Below are 17520 nucleotides of genomic sequence, written 5' to 3' on the forward strand. Positions count from 1 at the left end.
CCCATATTTTGTATATCTTCCAAAAGTGGATGCTCCCAAATCTTATTATGGCTTGGGTGAAATATCAACCAGTATCAAAATATTAGAAACAGCGAAAATTAACACCCAAATAGAATATAATCCCCAATTATATATTGATATCTTAAATCAATTAAATTTACTCTATTTTCAACAAGAGGAATATTTAACAGCTTTCTATACCAAACAAGAAAAACTGCAAATTGAACAACAATATGGTTTTCGGGCTTTTGTTGGTGCATCCTATTTAAACCCCCAACGCAAAATTATTAAATCCGCAGATTCAGATGTTGGAAATACCGGAACAATAGCACAAGAAATATCCGCTTCTGGAAGAGAACAAGATATTATAAATCTAAAAACAAGAATTGCTGACAATCAATATAAATTAACGGTAATTCATGGACAGTCTGGAGTTGGTAAAAGTTCAATTTTACAAGCCGGTTTAATTCCTGCACTGCAACAAGAAACTATTGCAGCTAAACAAGTTTTACCGCTATTGTTAAGAGTTTATACCAATTGGTTAGAAGAATTAGGAAAGGCTTTAAATGTAGGGAAAATTCATGAATTGTCCCTAATTCCACGTCCTACAGATGCAATTATTCAACAATTAAGAAAAAATAGCGAAAAGAATTTATTAACAGTTTTGATTTTTGACCAATTTGAGGAATTTTTCTTTGTTTATCAAGAACAAATAGCAAGACAAGAATTTTACGATTTTTTAAGAGAATGTTTGGATATTCCTGATGTCAAAGTTGTGCTGTCTTTACGAGAAGATTATTTACATTATTTATTAGAAATAGAACGGAAATTTGAGAATGAAAAAAATACAGATATAGTTAACAGTACAGATATTATCGGTAAATCTACTCGCTATTATTTGGGTAACTTTTCCCCCGCAGATGCAAAACAAGTATTTATCAGTTTAACCCAGAGAAGCAAATACCGCTTAGAAGAGAAGTTAATAGATAAATTAGTAGCAGAATTAGCAGGAAAAATTGCAGAAATTAGACCGATAGAATTACAAATTGTGGGTACACAATTAGAAAACCTCAACATTACCACTTTAGAGAAATATCAAGAAATTGGGAATAAAGAAAAATTGATTGAGGGTTTTTTAGACAATGTAGTTAAAGATTGTGGTACAGAAGATAACAAAGAATTAGCCAACCTAGCTTTATATCTCTTCACTGATGAAAACAAAACTCGTCCTTTAAAAACTGCTTCTGAATTAGCAGAAGAATTAACAATATTAGACAGAAATACTGATAAATTAGAGGATGTTGTAAAAATCTTGGTAGCATCTGGTTTAGTTTTATTAATTCCTGAATTTCCAGAAAATAGATATCAGTTAGTTCATGATTATTTAGTCGAGTTTATTCGTCAACAATATAAAGATGATTTATTAGAGAATTACGCTAAAGCCAAGACAGAATTAGAATTAGCAAAACAAAATGAGTTATTAGCAGCAGAAAAATTAAAAAAGGAACAAGAAGCAAATCAAATTTTAATTCAAGCTAGAGAACAAGCTGAAAAGCTACTTAAAGAAGCGCAAAAGGGAACAGAATTAGAACGCGCTGGCATGAATGCTTTAAGACAATTTGAGTTTGCCCAGTTAGAAGGGCTAATGGCTGCTATGCACAGTGGTAAACAACTAAAAAATATAGTTAAAGATGGTCGTCCTCTAGAAAAATACCCAGCTTTTAGTCCTATCCATACCTTAAATACTATCCTCGACAATATTAAAGAACGTAACCAATTTAAAGGACATCAGGGTAATGTCAATAGTGTGAGTTTCAGCCCTGACGGTAAAACTATTGCGACCGCATCCTCAGACAAAACAGCGCGGTTATGGAACTTACAGGGGCAGATGCTTCAGGAATTTAAAGGGCATCAGAATCGTGTGGATAATGTGAGTTTCAGCCCGGACGGCAAAACTATTGCCACTGCATCCTTGGATAATACAGCGAGGTTGTGGAACTTGCAGGGACAAATGCTTCAGGAATTTAAAGGGCATCTGACTTGGGTCAGAAGTGTAAGTTTTAGCCCGGATGGCAACACCATTGCCACCACATCCTCAGACAAAACAGCGCGGTTGTGGAACTTACAAGGGCAAATGCTTCAGGAATTGAAAGGACATCAGGAAGTAGTCTGGAGTGCAAGTTTCAGCCCAGATGGTCAAATTATCGCCACCGCATCTAATGACAAAACAGTGCGGTTGTGGAACTTACAGGGGCAACTTGTTCAGGAGTTCACAGGACATCAGAGTGGTGTCCATAGTGTGAATTTCAGCCCAGATGGTCAAACCATTGCTACGGCATCCTTGGATAATACAGCGAGGTTGTGGAACTTACAGGGGCAGTTGATGAGGGAATTTATTGGTCATCAGGGTGTAGTCTATAGTGTAAGTTTCAGTCCAGATGGTCAAACTATCGCTACCTCATCTTCTGATAATACAACGCGGTTATGGAACTTGTACGGGGAACTACTTCAAGAATTTACAGGGTATCAAGGTTTTGTTTTAAGTGTAAGTTTCAGCCCAGATGGTCAAACTATCGCTACCGCATCCACTGACAATACAGCACGGGTGTCAAAATTGCAGGGGCAACTTATTCAGAAATTTAAAGGGCATCAAGGTCCTGTCTATTCTGTGAGTTTTAGTCCAGATGGCAAAACCATAACCACCGCATCTCTTGATATGACAGCACGGTTGTGGAATTTACAAGGGCAAATACTTCAAGAATTTAAGGGACATCAAAGTCGTGTCATAAGCGTGAGTTTTAGCCCAGATGGTCAAACTATCGCCACCACATCCTTTGACTGTACAGCGCGGTTGTGGAACCTACAAGGGCAAACACTTCAGGAATTTAAGGGACATCATAATCATATCCATAGTGTGAGTTTTAGCCCCGACGGTCAAACCATCATCACGGCATCCCTTGACTGGACAGCCCGGTTGTGGAACTTACAAGGGCAAATGCTTCAGGAATTTAAGGGACATAAAGGTCCTGTATATTCTGTAAATTTCAGCCCGGACGGTCAAACTATCGCTACCACATCAGAAGATAAAACAGTGCGGTTGTGGAACTTAAAGGGGCAACTGCTTCAGGAATTTAAAGGGCATCAGGGTTTGGTCTGGAGTGTGAGTTTTAGCCCAGACGGAAAAACTATTGCCACCGCATCAGAAGACAAAACAGCACGGTTGTGGAACTTGCAGGGGCAACTTCTTCAAGAATTTAAAGGGCATCAACTTCCTGTCTATTCTGTAAGTTTCAGCCCCGACGGCAAAACCATTGCTACGGCATCCTGGGACGGGACAGCGCGGTTGTGGCCTGTGCGGGATTTAGATCGGCTACTGGTACTCGGTTGTGCTTGGTTAAAAGATTATTTGCAGAATCCTAATATGGGTTTGAGTGAGGAGGATAAGCGGTTGTGTGATGATGTGAAATTGTCTGAATCAGGATTTTCAGGATTTAAGGATTTACAGGATGTTGTTTGATGGTTGTCTGTTGGTGGTTCTGGTTTTTGTTGTCCGAATTGGAATGATAATATTCACTTATGCCAATTTGATTTTACTTTGCATATTTAAAACTTACCGCCATTTGTCCTTTACTTTTCTTAATAATTAATTGAGAATTATTTTTATTTACTAACGAGATTGCAATATTTTCAGGCATTTGCTATGATTTGCAAGAATTTCATAATTGGGTTTTTATAATCAATTTTATATTCTTCATAATTTGTCATCCTTAAACCCTTAATTGATAGTAGTTTCAAAAAATCAGTCCTGAAAAATATACGAACCTTTACAAAAAAATTGATCTTACGTTGGACTATTTTAGAAGTAGATTTATCCAAAAGGATAATATAGTACAAAAATACTCTTGACTAGAAAACAATCTATGTCTATCTGCGTTGTCTATCTGCGTTTTCTTGTACCTTAGTCATGGAACTGGAAAATATAGGACTGGGGAATCGAATCTGAGAGGATGTTTGAAAAGTAGTATCCGGTAATTTTCATCCCATTTTTACCTCCCCTTAGCCCCCCCTGATCAAGGGGAAACCAGAAAATCCAGTCCTCTCCCCTTCACAAGGGAAACCAGACAATCCAGTCCCCTCCCCTTCACAAGGGGAGGGTTAGGGAGAGGTAAAAATATTTGATACATCAATCATGACTTTTCAAACAACCTCTTAGCGATCAACAATCTGTGTTGTTTGCACCTCAGCCCCTTCACAAGGGGAGGGTTAGGAAGAGGTAAAAATATTTGATACATCAATCATGACTTTTCAAACAACCTCTTAGCGATCGCACAAAGGACTTAATTCCCCATTCCCTATATTCATCTAAGCAAAAGTGCGAACGTTTGCAGTTGCTAAAGCTTCAACCAAACCACGCACAGCAGCAATCATGGCAATTTCGCTATTGAGTTGGTTGATAGCAGAACCCACACCCACACCAGCAGCACCAGCAGCAACAGCCAGAGGAGCAGTCACATTAGAAATACCAGAAGCGCACAAAACAGGCACAGAAACAGCGCGGGAAATTTCATAAGCTGCCGCTAGAGTAGGAGCAGCTTTTTCCATCAAACCCAAAGTACCACCGTGAGCAGGTTGGCTACTAGTACCACCTTCAGTTTGGATGATATCAGCACCAGCTTTTACCAAATCTTCAGCCAATTGTACTTGTTTATCCAAAGTTAGGATATGAGGAACAGTCACAGATAAAGTAATTTCCGGCAACAAAGCGCGGGTTTGGTAAGTTAGTGCCAAAACTTCCTCAGCTTCAAATCTGCGACCTTGAGCATAAAAAGAATCAAAATTACCGATTTCAATTAAATCAGCACCAGCAGCAACAGCTTGCACAAACTTTTCTGGTTCAACAGCAGAAACACAAACAGGTAAACTGGTTAAACTCTTAGCTAATTTAACCAAAGCCTCATCAGCAGCAATATCCACAAAAGTTGCACCACCAAACTCAGCCGCTTTCACTGTAGCAGCAACAGTTTCAGCATTAAAATTATTCAAACCGCTAATTACTTTTAAAACACTGCGGTTAGCAAATGCACGTTGCAAATTAGAATCCATAATCATAATTCTTGTTTTGAGTCTATTGAAGTAGGAATATTTTTACACTATATGAATAATAGATGCTAGTACCGCAGAACGAAATTAAAAATTAAAAATTAAAAATTTCATGACTTATGCACAGTATTTCTTAACCCGGATTTCTCAGCGTTACGCCAGTTGCTACAAGTCGGTGAACCCGCCCAACACACTGGCTTCTCTGTGCCTAGAGTGGTTCATTCTTCCATGACTCCTGATAACTTCTAATCTTGCAGAAATGATTTAGGATTTCTGTAGAAATGAGAAAGAAGCACTTGGAGAAAAGACAATGAAGGCTTCGAGAAGTATAAATCAGCGAGATTGGTCATGGCCTTTTTGGCCTGCACTACCACTCTATCCCTACGGTAAACGACGAACAGTGCGTCGAGAAATAGTCAAAGATAGCATTTGGACATTTGACCAATTACAAGGCATCCTGTATACCATCGTACCCATTAGGATGACCATCATCAAGCTGCAAGCAGGAGGTCTTTTAGTTTATGCACCTGTCGCACCGACACCAGAATGTATCCATTTAGTTCAGGAATTAGAAGCAAAACACGGAGTAGTTAAATATATTATTTTGCCTACCAGTTCTGGTTTAGAGCATAAAATTTTTGTTGGACCCTTCGCGAAAAAATTTCCCCAAGCTGTAGTTTATGTTGCACCTCATCAATGGAGTTTCCCATTTAATCTACCACTAAGTTGGCTTGGGTTTCCCCAAAAACGGACTTTAGAACTACCAGAAAATATAGAAAACATTCATCAAAATCCTTTTGGTGATGAATTTGATTATGAAATTTTAGATATTAATTTAGGACGTGGTGCTTTTGTGGAAGTGGCATTATTTCACAAACCATCACGTACTCTGTTACTCACAGATACCATACTTTCTATCCCAGAAGAACCACCAGAAATTTTACAATTAGAACCATATCCGCTATTATTTCACGCTAGAGAAAATGGACAACAGATTATAGAAGATAATCAAAAAAATCGTCGTCAAGGATGGCAAAGAATATCTTTATTTGCAATTTATTTCCGTCCCAGTGCTTTAGAAATTACGGAAATAAAAGAAATGTGGCAAGATGCTAAAAAATCACCAGATCGTTCTGCTCAAGCTTATTTTGGTTTATTTCCTTTTCGCTGGCAAAATAATTGGCAACACTCTTTTGATGCCTTGCATGGAAATGGTCGCCCTTTTGTAGCACCCATTTTACAAATTCTCATTCTTCCCCAAGCACCAAAACTAGTATTAGACTGGGCTGATAAAATTGCCAATTGGGATTTTCAACAAATTATCTCTTGTCATTTTGATGCACCAATTAAAGCTAGTCCGTTGCAATTTCGGCAAGCGTTTAGTTTTTTGGAAAAAGAACCATTATTGAGGGATAATAAACCTTTATTAGTTGAAGATTTACGATTTATTCAGGAACTGGAAGCGAGTTTGGTAAAGCGTGGTATTGCTACACCTACAAAAGATAAAGTGTAAATGTTTGTCCCTATGTAGGGGCGAAGCATTCGGGTGATCACCTATCGCTAAAACCATTGATATTCTGTCCGAATGCTTCACCCTTACGATTACTGCCATATTTTAACAGTTTTATCAGCACTACCACTAGCCAGAAACTTACCATCTGCACTTAGAGAAAGAGAAGTTACCACACCAGAATGTCCAGTGAGAGTTTGTAAAACTTCACCTGTATGAATATCCCACATTTTAATAGTCTTATCCGCACTACAGCTAAACAGAAATTTTCCATTTGGACTCACAGCAATAGATTTTACTTGTTCTGTATGTCCATTCAAAGTCTTTAGCAATTTACCTGTACTTAAATGCCAAACTTTAATAGTTTTATCAGCACTACCACTAAATAAAACTTCTTCATCTGCATTAATAGCTATGGAAGTTACTTCACCTAGATGACCCATCATAGTACGTAAAGGATCACCAGTACGGGGATTCCACAATCTAATTTTATAGTCAGAACTGCCACTAGCTAAAATTGTCCCATCTGCACTTATAGCCACAGCCTCAACTGCTGAAGAATGCCACAAAGTACAAATTCTTTCTCCTTTTTGTAAACTCCATATTTTAATTTTATGACTACCACTAGCCAGAACTGTCCCATCTGGACTTATAGCCACCACATTAACTGGTTTTTGATGTCCCAAAAGAGTATGAATAAGTTTACCAGTTTTCAAATTCCACACCTTAACATTACCTTGTGGATGTTCACAACTACCAACAGCGAGAAATTGACCATCAGGACTCACAGCCACAGAAGAAATTGCACCTGAATTTCCCGTGAGAGTGCGAATTAATTTACCAGTTTGCAGATTCCAAATATTGATAGTTTTGTCTGCACACCCACTTACTAAAACTTCACCATCTGGACTTATAGCCACAGAAGAAACTTTACCAGAATGTCCAGTCAGAGTATAGTGAAGATGAATTTTATCTAAATTGTATTTAGCTTTAAGAATCGCTATTTCTTCTAAAATATTTTCCACATAAACGAGATTTTCATCATCACCAACAGCAGCAAAATATTCTTTTAATTTATTAATATAAGTCTCATCTTCTATTTTTACTGCTAATAGCATGGCTTTTAAAGGATGAGTTACTTCTGTTATTGAAACTTGCCGCATTTGTAACCAAGTATCAATAGAATAATCTACTTGTTCTCGCGACCAATGAGAATTAGAAAAATCAGATAGACCTTGAGCTAATTGCAAAGCTAACTCTGGAATTTTAGCAATTCGCTCATTTTTTAAAGCTTGATAAACTTGTTTATAGCTATCAGTAATTACCTGTAATGATTGTAAATTTATAGCCTCGTTTAGTAAACTTGGTAACAAATCTGGCAACAATGGATGTACATCATAATTAACCAAGTAATAAGCATCAGTCACCCAAGCAGTAACTAAACAGTGACAAGTTATTAAAACTTGATAAAGATGCTGCCAATCCTGATTAGTAATTTTATATTCCCAAGATAACTGATTAACATCAATTCCTTGAGATTCCCATTTTTCAACCTTTTCTAAAAGTTCTAAATTGAAATTTCTTTCTCCACCTAAATTGTTAACTACTTCTAAATCTTCACCCAGCGATAAAAGTTGATTTTTAATATTTCTCCATTCCAAAGCCCGGTTTTTAGCCGATTCTTGTAAAATTTGCCGATAAGGTAATCGAGAAATAGTTTTATAGTAATAATTTTCTTGTCCCAACCCCCAGTAAGCAATCCGAAAATTAAAATAATCTCCGTCTTTTTCCGATTCTAAAATTAAAGTTGGCTGTTTTTTCAACCCACTAAATAAAGCCTTGATGCTAGATTCACTATGAAAACGCTTACTATCCCAAGCACCAGCTAAAAATTCTATCGGTCTTTCTGGATGATGTAGAGAATAATGATTGTTAATAAACTCTCGTAAACCTTCAGCCAATTTCAACTCAATTTCATTAGTAACTTGTGAATTTTGCAAATCAAATTTATCAAATTGAATTTGTGGTGCTGCAATCAACAGTTTTAATGGAGTACGTTTATTATTGTGAGAAACTTCTAAAAGTTGGGAAGGATACAACCGCAAAGGCCAACTATCCAAAATTTTATGCACTTCTGGTAACTTAATAGCTGTTTCCTTTTCTTGATTAGCTATTTTTAGTTGTGTTGCTTGGTGATAAACAGCTAATTGCTGTTGTTGTGTAAATTCGGTTTCAGTAATATCTATTTGCGTAACATTATCTACAGTTTTAATAAAGTCATGAAATACTTTAGTAATGGGAGAAGTATTGTTTTTAAAATTACCTTCAGTTTGCTTTTGGATGATATTTACCATCACAGGTGCAAACTCTAATACCAGTTGAATTAATAAATTTAACCCAGGCTGCATAAGTGATTCTCCGTTAAATCAATTGCATTAATAGTGTAATCAAGGTTGAGTAATTTTCTTTACCAACCTCTATAATTCATTGATAAAATAAATAGATGATAACTATACTACTATCTTAAGGCATAGTTTTTGTTTATAAAAAAATAATCATAATAAAAAATAGGTAGATTGAGTAAAACGCAGAAAAACCCAACAAACCCATAATAAATAATATGAAAGATAGCTAGCTTGAGTAAAATCTAGAAAAACCTAACAAATCCCTAAAAATGTTGGGTTGCGTTCCTTAACCCAACCTACACATCATTAATTATTGTCTGAAAATCCGAAATTAATTGAAATTAATTGAAATTAGTTGAAAATTAGAATTTGACTCCTAACTGTCCATTAAAACCACGCACAGAATTATAACCAGCACCGAGAAAAATGTGTTCAGTTGCATTTGCTTGGACACCACCAGAAAAAGCAACACCCTTATCTTCTGAATAGTAACCAACTCCCACATAGGGAGAAATAACAGGTAAATTGATAAATTTCAAGACATCTACACCTGTTGCACCATCAGCACCAGTTCCCACTTCCACACCCAAATTTAAAGCCCTAGCACCCACAGCATAAGTCACATCACCATCCTTTCCACCCACAGAGACCCAAGGTTGGGGGACAATTTGCGCTGATGCTTGATTGGGGTTCAATAGAACTAATAAACCCAGTGATGTAATAACTGTTTTAATCATAACTACTGGTTTCATTTTTTTCTTCTCACTGTTTGTCACAATCAATAATCATGACGTATTTCGGCTACACTAAGTGCCTCAAAAGTATGAAGATGATGTTGAAAATCTGAAAATATCCATAGCCATATTCAGTACAAACTAGCCTCTCTTACCTAGTTTGCGACAACTGCATAAAAGTATTACTCACTGTATTGTTTTTAGTATCAGCAGCGTATTGAATCAATTTTTCCCGCAGTTCTTTGGCTGCATCTAAAGGAAGCAAGTTGGGTAACGGGACTTTTAGTACAAAATAAGCGTCAAACCTATGCAGGGAAAGGAATATACACCGAATACCTTGCAACCCAGATATATCAACAAACAGAATAAAATGATTTTAAAGTCTTTTGGTATATGGGTTGAAGGCTATTGTATTTGTGTCTTTTGTCTAAATCCCAATAGTAGTTCTGACTTTGAACAACCACTGTCAAGCTTTGAGGTTAACTATAACTGATTGCAGTGAATCTGCTTCTTTATAGCCGGCTTTTTTCAGGTTATTGTAGTGAGTTTTTAATAAAAGTATATCTTGTGGTTTCCAAGAAACTTTTCTGGCAACTACAGCAATTTGTCCTGCTAAGTCTTGCCGTAATTGTGCTAAATCTCGGACGGGTTCCCAAACTTTGAGAAATACTTGGAGAGTTTTTTCGCCATCAGTGTGTGTCAGCTTATCGGGAGTTATTTGAGGTTTACCCAGCCATGTGAGTAGTGTTGTGACTTCATCAGTCCCACCACCAAGGAAATAGGTTAAAAATCGCCAACTTTCAAAATCTTCTTGCTCTTCGGAATCAACACTATCCAGAATTACCACAATATTATTGAGGTTGAGTTGTTCTATCTTACCCAATGCTACTGCTGAAAGGTAACGAATATTAGGGTCAACGGATTTATCTTTGAGGATGTCAAGGATGTCTTTGACGCAGGGTGTGGCAGCCTGTCCCAGATTTCCCAATGCCACTGCTAAAAGGGAACGAATATCGGAGTCAACTGATTTATCCTTAAGGATGTCGGCGATGTCTTTGACATAGGGTGTGGCAGCCTGTCCCAAATTTCCTAATGCTAGTGCTGCACTTCCATGAACAAATTCGTTAACGGATTTATCCTTGAGGAAGTTGAGGATGTCTTTGATGTAAGGTGTGGCGGCCTGTCCCAAATTTCCCAATGCCTCTGCTGCACTGGAACGAAGATTAGGTTCAACGGTTTTATCCTTAAGGATGTCGGCGATGTTTTTGATGTAGGGTGTGGCAGCTTGTCCCAGATTTCCCAATGCCTCTGCTGCACTGGAACGAAGATCAGGGTCAACGGTTTTATCCTTAAGGATGTCGGCGATGTCTTTGATGTAGGGTGTGGCAGCTTGTCCCAGATTTCCCAATGCCAGTGATGCTCCGTAACTAAGATTAAAGTCAACGGATTCGTCTTTGAGGATGTCTAGGATGTTTTTGACGTAGGGTGTGGCAGCCTGTCCCAGATTTCCTAATGCCTCTGCTGCATCGTAACGAGTATCGGGAGCAACGGTTTTATCCGCAAGGAAGTCGAGGATGTCTTTAACGTAGGGTTTGGTAGCCTGCCCCAGATTTCCCAATGCCATTGCTGCACCTTTACGAACACCTGAGTCAACAGATTTATCCTTGAGGATGTCAGCGATGTCTTTGACATAGGGTGTGGCAACCTCCCCCAAATTTCCTAATGCCTCTACTGCACCGTAACGAAGATCAGAGTCAACGGATTTATCCTTAAGGATGTTGACAATGTATGTGATGTAAGGTTTGGCAAGCTGTCCCAGATTTCCCAATGCCATTGCTGCATCTTTACGAACACCTGAGTCAACAGATTTATCCTTGAGGATATCAACGATATCTTTAACATAAGGTTTGGTTACCTCCCCCAGATTTCCCAATGCCACTGCCGCACTTCCACGAACGTAGGCGGATGCCTTTTCATTCTTGAGGATTTTGTCAGCTTTTTGAGCAATATCCTCCGGTTTTTTCCCCACAGATTTTAAATCTTTCAGATTATATTCAACTAATTCATTCAGAGCATATACCTTAACTCCGTCATATCCATCGTCAAGGGCTGCTACGATACCGTTAATCTGCCATGCTTCCGGCTTGGGTTTGGGGGTTTCTTTGGCACTAACCCAAGGTAGACAGAGGAGGAAAGAAAGGATGAAGACTAAAGAATAAAGGATGAAGCGAGAAGGCTTGCTATTATAGCGGGGAGTTGTGAGCATAATTGGGGCAAGGTGGCAGATTACACGCAGATAACGGTATGATACCAGGCTTGCCAGAGTTTTGAAGTTTAAATCTTTCTTAGAGGATGTTTGAAAAGCTTATTTTCATGTAGCGATTATTGATATTAAAATATAGACAAATCGGCAATCAATAAATAACCGATGCTATAGCAGTTCTCGGTTGAATGAAACACAAGAACCCCACCCCCAACCCCCTCCCCGCAAGCGAGGAGAGGACTATAATGAACGAATAAATGATCGTTAATTAAACTTAGTCTTACACAATTTATTTGAGGTAAATGTGATGTTGCAACTACAAATTAAATCCGATTCTCCCGATATTGAAATTGTCCAAAATTTAGTTAAAACAGCCATTGACTCTGAAATTAAAAACTTACAACGCTCACTAGCAAAAACTAATAAATTGTTGATGGAATTTGAAGCAAAATATCAAGTTTCATCGGAGTTTTTTTTCACTAATTGGACAGCAGAAGACCTGGAAGGAGGTGATGAAGAATATGTGAGTTGGGTTGGGGAAATTAGAATCAAGGAAAAGTTAACTAATTCTCTGCAAAAGTTAGAAACAATTGAATATGTTACTCAACAATTACCAGGCTAATATCATTTCCATTATTCAAAAATATGTAAATGATGGATGGATATTATCTTTTAATTTTTCAGTAGATTCTAGATCAGGTTACGTGGGTTTTATCCAAGGAAATTTGGAATTTCTGCAAGGTTCTCGCTTATTTTTCAAAGAATATGTTGATTTACAAGAATTTCTTGAAAAGCTTTCCTATTCATTCCATTATCAAGACCATGAAAATAACTTAATATTTCGCTATGACAATGCAAAACACAAACCAGATTTAGGCTACACAAATCATAAACACATTAAAGATAAAATTATCCCATCTACAATTCCAGATATTGAACAAGTAATTTTAGAAATTATCAAGGACTATTTAAATAATACAAAATGAGAAATATAATGACTTTTACCGATTATAATGCGGTGCGTCAGATAGAGACAATCTGTTAGATGCTCAATTATCGGGTCTGACGCACCCTACAATATTTTTACATCCTCTCCAACACCTTAATTCCCAACAAATCTAATCCCAACTTCAACGTTTTTGCAGTCAAATCACATAACATCAACCGAGAAGTCCTGATAGGTTCTTCAGACTTCAACACCGGACAATTTTCATAGAACTTGTTAAACTTATCGCTGAGATTATATAAATAATCACACAAACGATTTGGTAGTAAATCCTGTTCAACTTCATTAATCACTTCATCCAGTTGTAACAAATGCTTGGCTAAAGTTAATTCTGTTTCTTCTTTGAGAATAATTTTGGCATCTGTTCCCAAATTTTCAAAATCAATATTACCTTCTCGACTAATGCCTTGAGTCCTCACATAAGCATATAGCATATAAGGTGCTGTGTTGCCTTTGAGGGCAAGCATTTTATCATAACTAAAAACATAATTGCTAGTGCGATTTTGGCTTAAGTCTGCATATTTCACAGCACTAATACCAACTACATCAGCAACATTATTAATAAATTCTTCAGTCTCTTCTCTACCTTCTTCTGTTAATCTCGCTTCTAAATCTGCACGAGTGCGGGAAACTGCTTCATCTAATAAATCTCTTAACCGGACTGTATCACCAGAACGAGTTTTGAATTTCTTCCCGTCATCTCCTAAAACCAAACCGAAGGGAACGTGAACTAATTCCACATCATCAGGTATCCAATTCGCTTTTTTTGCAACTTGCATAAATTGAGCAAAATGGTTTGCTTGTCCTGCGTCAGTTACGTAAATTATCCGCTTGGCTTGATCTTCTTGAATGCGGTAACGAAGTGCTGCTAAATCGGTGGTGGCGTAGTTATAACCACCATCTGATTTTTGGACAATTAAGGGTAAAGGTTCACCTTCTCTATTCGTAAAACCATCTAAGAAAACACATTTTGCACCTTGGTTTTCTTCTACTAATCCAGTTTTTTCTAAATCTTCTACAACTGCTGGAAGATATGGGTTGTAAAAAGATTCTCCTCTTTCAATTAATTTAATATCCAGACGATCATAAATTTCCTGAAACTCTTTTCGAGAAGCTTGACAAATAAGATTCCATGCGGCAGTTGTGAATGGCTCTTTTTCAGATTGCAAGCTTACCACTGCTTGTCGGGATCTTTCTCGAAACTCTTCATCATTATCAAATTTCTTTTTAGCTTCTCTATAGAACTCAACCAAGTCTCCTATATTTATATCACCATGTAAATAATTGCCTAGAGAAGTTTCCATCAATCCAATGTCGGGATAAGTATCAACAAGATGAGTAATTAACATTCCGAATTGTGTACCCCAATCACCGACATGATTTAACCGCAATACATCATGTCCACGAAATTCTAATATCCGGGCTATGCAATCACCAATAATTGTAGAACGCAGGTGTCCAACGTGCATTTCTTTGGCAATGTTCGGACTGGAAAAATCAACAATTTCTTTTTGGGGATTTTTCGCTTTTGGAACACCTAACCGAGAATCTGTTTTAATGGCGTTGAGTTGTGCTTCTAGGTATGATGTTTGCAATTTTAAATTAATAAAACCAGGGCCAGCTATTTCTGGTGGTTCGCAAATGTCTGATATATCTAGTTTTTCTACAATAGCAGATGCGATCGCTCTCGGTTGCATTCCCAACTTTTTACTCAGCGATAAAGCTACATTGGCTTGAAAATCACCGAATTTAGGATTACTCGCAGTCACTAAAATCGGGTCTACCCCGGTGTATTCAGCACCAAATGCAGCCGCTAAAGCCTGTGCTAATTTCTGTTTCAGTTGTTCTTGTGTAGCGTTCATATTCAAATATTATCGGTGTCGAAAATGCTTGGGCTGCTTAAAGTTCGCATATTCCCAAACGCTTGATTATTTTAGCCGAATAACAGAAGTTCAGGAGTTCAGGAGTTCAGAAGGCAGAAGTTCAGGAGTTCAGGAGGCAAAAGGCAAAAGGCAAAAGCTTATTTATTCTCCCCCATCTCCCCTGCTCCCCTGTCACCTGTCACCTGTCACCTGTCACCTGTCACCTGTCACCTGTCACCTATTCCCTATTCCCTGCCATAAGTGATTTCACAACTGTCATGTTCTGAATTCGCCAGGAATCTTCTTTGCGAATCAAATCATAACGAACCCGTAACCGATCCTCATTAGACTTTTTACTCACACCATTTTCATAAAACTGGGTAACTTCCTTAACTGTAGCTTCGACCACAGCGTTATCTGCTGCTGTCTCTTTTTGATTGATAAATTCCACCTTTACATCATGTTCGTATTTGCGATAACTGCTACCATCTGTCGCTTGCTTGACAATTGTTCGCCATTGTGATAAGGCAGAACCTGTTAAAATCTCATCTAAACGATCAGTTTCATGATCTGGCCCTAAAGCTGCGGCTTTGGTAGATAACCAATTTTCGATCACTTGTTTTGCGATCACAGTTGTCATCATCCCATCATCCACTTCTGGTTTGCTGTTCGGGTCAGGAATGCTGACTGCTGGTTGATTCAGTTCTATAGCCAACGGTGTTCCCAGCAAAGATGGTCTAGGGAAAAATACATTGTTTACCCATCCCCAAGCTGTAGAAACCAACAACCAAAAAACCAATAAACCTCCCATAGATAAAAACACTAGCCACACTAACCGGGTTTTTGCATCTAAGTTGCCAGCCAAACCACGCCTTCTTCGAGGTGAAGAAGGACGATGTTCTGAACCACGTTCTCGACTGTTACCAGGAGTAGGTTTGCGTTGCCTACGTTTTTGTGTTTGCTTTGATGCGTCTGCCTGAGTCCTGACAGGCATCTGTTGGTTATGTCCTGAAGCTGCCAAATTTCCCGTAGCAGACTGCTCTCCAGGCATTTCTGGTCTTTGACTTCCACTGTATCGAGGTGGAGAAACATGGCTGGAATTAGGTATTTCCCCAGTTCCTGCTGATGGTAACTCAGGTTCAAAATCGTGGTGATGATTAACTTGCCTGCTATTTCCATGATCAGGAGTACGATAGCGGGGACTATTTACTTGTGAACCAGGGAAAGGTTGATGATTAACTGCATTCCATTCATTAGTAGTTTGAGTATCCGTAGGCAGAGCTTCTAAATAAGCTTGTACCTGTTTATCAGCAAAATATTCTTTTAAAGAAGCGTGCTTTCTCCCTAAATCTCGAAAATGAGGAAAAACCTCTTGTTGTAACCACTGTTCACAGTACAAACAAAGTCCTGGTAACAAATCTGGAGAATCTTGAGATTTTTCCCGAATAATAGCCAAAGCTTCATATTCCTGGCTTAATTCCAAAACACGGGTTGCTTCTTCCGTTTGTCCTAGTAACAAAGCACATAAAGATTGTTCTAAATGTACATCTTGGCGTTTACCCAGATGCATCAACATTTGCTTGGCTTGACGAATTAAAGCCGGTTGACGTTGGGAAAAACCCCTGGCTATTAAGGCATAAACTGCTAAATATGTAGCCACAGCAGAAGGACGCTTGCTTTCAGCTTCAAATAATTTGTGCTGTTCTGCAACAGTTAAGTGGTTGCGTAACTGTTGAATAAATCGTAGAAAATCGTCTATGTTTAAACCTGATTGATCATTACCAGCACCATCAATACCCCCACGCTCTTCTAAAATATTCTGTAATAATTCCAACCCTTGACGGCGTTCATTAGTCTTCTCTTGAGGAAGCGCCAATAATTCTAGGATTCTATATGGTCGCAGTTTACAAAGATCCGCAGCAATTTCTGCCTGCACACTGGGAAATAAACCTTCACGCATGAGTAATTCTTCCCCAGTTTCTAGAGATATAGCTGCATTTTCATAGTGAGATTGCTGCCATTGTTCCCGCCCCAATTCTAAACAGGCTAAAGCCACCGTCAAAATAATATCAGGTAATTCAGGACTGGAGGAGAATTCCTCACTGGCCAGATAACTACCTACTCTTACCCCGACTTTCCTATTTTTATTTACCAGGTAGGGACGACCTAGCTTCAGTACCAGTTCGTATTCTCCTAACTCTTGTAGGAGTAATAAAGCACCTACTAACTCCTCTTGGGCAATTTCGATGCTGAGACTTTGGACATCGTGATTGCGGTTGTTATTTTCGGCACGGTTTTCCAACAGCGATTTCGTCCCCGCCCGGTCAGGATTGTATGCGTGGGCGAGATAAAGCTGATCATATATAGCGCGTTCTTTGGAATCTGATAAAACCACGTAAGCTTCTTCTATGAGTTGTTTACGAGAAGAGATAGCTGCAATCGAATATTCCCGTCTGGGCAACTGAACAATGCGATCGCTATAAGCCTGTCGCAATTGTTCTTCGCTTGCCGCCAACGGTAGTCCTAAAATTCGGTAGTAATCTAGCGGAATTCGCACAGCCTACTTCCCCTGCACCGTGTTTACGTAGCGTCTCATAGAGATCGACATAAGTCACCTAGACTATTCCAGGTATGTAAAAC

10 protein-coding genes are annotated in these 17520 nt (G+C 38.4%); 4 read left to right on the forward strand and 6 right to left on the reverse strand.

Annotated elements, in window-relative coordinates; all coding sequences use genetic code 11:
* Window positions 1-25: 25 nt before the first annotated feature.
* Complete coding sequence (locus tag ACLLO5_RS24245; protein WP_413173036.1) at window positions 26-3517, forward strand: eIF2A-related protein; 3492 nt, start codon at window positions 26-28, stop codon at window positions 3515-3517.
* 845 nt (window positions 3518-4362) lie between these two features.
* On the opposite strand, the gene ACLLO5_RS24250 is transcribed toward ACLLO5_RS24245, so the two are convergent.
* On the reverse strand, window positions 4363-5109 hold the full coding sequence (locus ACLLO5_RS24250) for a DUF561 domain-containing protein (RefSeq protein WP_413173037.1): 747 nt from the start codon (window positions 5107-5109) through the stop codon (window positions 4363-4365).
* A gap of 301 nt (window positions 5110-5410) precedes the next feature.
* Here ACLLO5_RS24250 and ACLLO5_RS24255 point away from each other — a divergent pair, with 301 nt between their 5' ends.
* Window positions 5411-6613: a DUF4336 domain-containing protein gene (locus ACLLO5_RS24255; protein ID WP_413173038.1), complete on the forward strand. Its 1203-nt coding sequence runs from the start codon at window positions 5411-5413 to the stop codon at window positions 6611-6613.
* 89 nt (window positions 6614-6702) lie between these two features.
* Here ACLLO5_RS24255 and ACLLO5_RS24260 read toward each other — a convergent pair whose 3' ends face one another.
* The 3 genes from ACLLO5_RS24260 to ACLLO5_RS24270 form a co-directional block, all read right to left on the reverse strand.
* Complete coding sequence (locus tag ACLLO5_RS24260; protein ID WP_413173039.1) at window positions 6703-9018, reverse strand: WD40 repeat domain-containing protein; 2316 nt, start codon at window positions 9016-9018, stop codon at window positions 6703-6705.
* Window positions 9019-9377: 359 nt separating this feature from the next.
* Window positions 9378-9767 carry a hypothetical protein gene (locus ACLLO5_RS24265; protein ID WP_413173040.1) on the reverse strand — a complete coding sequence of 130 codons (390 nt, stop codon included), beginning with the start codon at window positions 9765-9767 and terminating at the stop codon, window positions 9378-9380.
* 448 nt (window positions 9768-10215) lie between these two features.
* Window positions 10216-12015 carry a HEAT repeat domain-containing protein gene (locus ACLLO5_RS24270; protein ID WP_413173041.1) on the reverse strand — a complete coding sequence of 600 codons (1800 nt, stop codon included), beginning with the start codon at window positions 12013-12015 and terminating at the stop codon, window positions 10216-10218.
* Between the two features lie 304 nt (window positions 12016-12319).
* Between ACLLO5_RS24270 and ACLLO5_RS24275 the strand changes: the two genes are divergently transcribed.
* Together ACLLO5_RS24275 and ACLLO5_RS24280 are read left to right on the forward strand one after the other, a co-directional pair.
* On the forward strand, window positions 12320-12634 hold the full coding sequence (locus ACLLO5_RS24275; RefSeq protein ID WP_413173042.1) for a hypothetical protein: 315 nt from the start codon (window positions 12320-12322) through the stop codon (window positions 12632-12634).
* Window positions 12609-12998, forward strand: coding sequence for a DUF6516 family protein (locus ACLLO5_RS24280; protein WP_413173043.1), 390 nt, complete (start codon window positions 12609-12611; stop codon window positions 12996-12998). Before ACLLO5_RS24275 ends, ACLLO5_RS24280 begins: the two co-directional genes overlap by 26 nt.
* A gap of 97 nt (window positions 12999-13095) precedes the next feature.
* Here ACLLO5_RS24280 and argS read toward each other — a convergent pair whose 3' ends face one another.
* The gene (argS, locus tag ACLLO5_RS24285) at window positions 13096-14880 is read right to left on the reverse strand and encodes an arginine--tRNA ligase (protein WP_413173044.1); all 1785 of its coding nucleotides are present in this window, start codon (window positions 14878-14880) and stop codon (window positions 13096-13098) included.
* Between the two features lie 238 nt (window positions 14881-15118).
* A complete protein-coding gene (locus ACLLO5_RS24290; protein ID WP_413173045.1) occupies window positions 15119-17437 on the reverse strand; it encodes an IMS domain-containing protein in 2319 nt (772 codons plus the stop codon).
* Window positions 17438-17520 lie beyond the last annotated feature (83 nt).

Origin of the sequence: Anabaena azotica SJ-1 (assembly GCF_047275885.1) — a bacterium.
Lineage (GTDB): Bacteria > Cyanobacteriota > Cyanobacteriia > Cyanobacteriales > Nostocaceae > Trichormus_B > Trichormus_B azotica_A.

Coding starts and splice junctions, on each gene's coding strand:
- ACLLO5_RS24275 (WP_413173042.1), top strand. CDS start 12,320: ATGTTGCAACTACAAATTAAATCCGATTCTCCCGATATTGAAATTGTC.
- ACLLO5_RS24255 (WP_413173038.1), top strand. CDS start 5,411: ATGAAGGCTTCGAGAAGTATAAATCAGCGAGATTGGTCATGGCCTTTT.
- ACLLO5_RS24260 (WP_413173039.1), bottom strand. CDS start 9,018: ATGCAGCCTGGGTTAAATTTATTAATTCAACTGGTATTAGAGTTTGCA.
- ACLLO5_RS24265 (WP_413173040.1), bottom strand. CDS start 9,767: ATGAAACCAGTAGTTATGATTAAAACAGTTATTACATCACTGGGTTTA.
- ACLLO5_RS24280 (WP_413173043.1), top strand. CDS start 12,609: ATGTTACTCAACAATTACCAGGCTAATATCATTTCCATTATTCAAAAA.
- ACLLO5_RS24270 (WP_413173041.1), bottom strand. CDS start 12,015: ATGCTCACAACTCCCCGCTATAATAGCAAGCCTTCTCGCTTCATCCTT.
- argS (WP_413173044.1), bottom strand. CDS start 14,880: ATGAACGCTACACAAGAACAACTGAAACAGAAATTAGCACAGGCTTTA.
- ACLLO5_RS24250 (WP_413173037.1), bottom strand. CDS start 5,109: ATGATTATGGATTCTAATTTGCAACGTGCATTTGCTAACCGCAGTGTT.